Consider the following 1,536-nt stretch of genomic DNA (forward strand, 5'->3'; position numbering starts at 1 on the left):
ACGGAACCAGACTTGCAGTAGGTGAGTGATGGGGTGACGCAGGAAGGTAGTCCATCCCGGGCGGTGGTTGTCCCGGGGTAAGGGTGTAGGACGAACGGTAGGCAAATCCGCCGTTCACGTGTCTGAGACCCGATGCCGAGCCGATTGTGGCGAAGTGGATGATCCTATGCTGTCGAGAAAAGCCTCTAGCGAGTTTCATGGCGGCCCGTACCCTAAACCGACTCAGGTGGTCAGGTAGAGAATACCGAGGCGTTCGGGTGAACTATGGTTAAGGAACTCGGCAAAATGCCCCCGTAACTTCGGGAGAAGGGGGGCCATCACCGGTGATGAGTCTTGCACTCTGAGCTGGGGGTGGCCGCAGAGACCAGCGAGAAGCGACTGTTTACTAAAAACACAGGTCCGTGCGAAGCCGTAAGGCGATGTATACGGACTGACGCCTGCCCGGTGCTGGAACGTTAAGGGGACCGGTTAGTCACATTTCGGTGTGGCGAAGCTGAGAACTTAAGCGCCAGTAAACGGCGGTGGTAACTATAACCATCCTAAGGTAGCGAAATTCCTTGTCGGGTAAGTTCCGACCTGCACGAATGGCGTAACGACTTCTCGACTGTCTCAACCATAGGCCCGGTGAAATTGCACTACGAGTAAAGATGCTCGTTTCGCGCAGCAGGACGGAAAGACCCCGGGACCTTTACTACAGTTTGATATTGGTGTTCGGTTCGGCTTGTGTAGGATAGCTGGGAGACTTTGAAGCCGCCACGCCAGTGGTGGTGGAGTCGTCGTTGAAATACCAGTCTGGTCGTGCTGGATGTCTAACCTGGGTCCGTGATCCGGATCAGGGACAGTGTCTGATGGGTAGTTTAACTGGGGCGGTTGCCTCCCAAAGGGTAACGGAGGCGCCCAAAGGTTCCCTCAGCCTGGTTGGCAATCAGGTGTTGAGTGTAAGTGCACAAGGGAGCTTGACTGTGAGACCGACGGGTCGAGCAGGGACGAAAGTCGGGACTAGTGATCCGGCGGTGGCTTGTGGAAGCGCCGTCGCTCAACGGATAAAAGGTACCCCGGGGATAACAGGCTGATCTTCCCCAAGAGTCCATATCGACGGGATGGTTTGGCACCTCGATGTCGGCTCGTCGCATCCTGGGGCTGGAGTCGGTCCCAAGGGTTGGGCTGTTCGCCCATTAAAGCGGTACGCGAGCTGGGTTTAGAACGTCGTGAGACAGTTCGGTCCCTATCCGCTGTGCGCGCAGGAGTCTTGAGAAGGGCTGTCCCTAGTACGAGAGGACCGGGACGGACGAACCTCTGGTGTGCCAGTTGTCCTGCCAAGGGCATGGCTGGTTGGCTACGTTCGGGAGGGATAACCGCTGAAAGCATCTAAGCGGGAAGCCTGCTTCGAGATGAGGACTCCCACCCACTTGATGGGGTAAGGCTCCCAGTAGACGACTGGGTTGATAGGCCGGATATGGAAGCACGGTAACGTGTGGAGTTGACCGGTACTAATAGGCCGAGGGCTTGTCCTCAGTTGCTCGCGTCCACTGTGTT

General features: G+C 56.8%; 1 rRNA gene (only partly in view). It reads left to right on the forward strand.

The annotated features are described in order from the left end of the window. Window positions 1-1,514 (forward strand): 23S ribosomal RNA (locus ACIQGV_RS40785); it begins 1,706 nt to the left of the window's first position. Window positions 1,515-1,536: the final 22 nt, after the last annotated feature.

It is taken from the genome of Streptomyces sp. NPDC093094 (genome assembly GCF_044754345.1).
Lineage (GTDB): Bacteria > Actinomycetota > Actinomycetes > Streptomycetales > Streptomycetaceae > Streptomyces.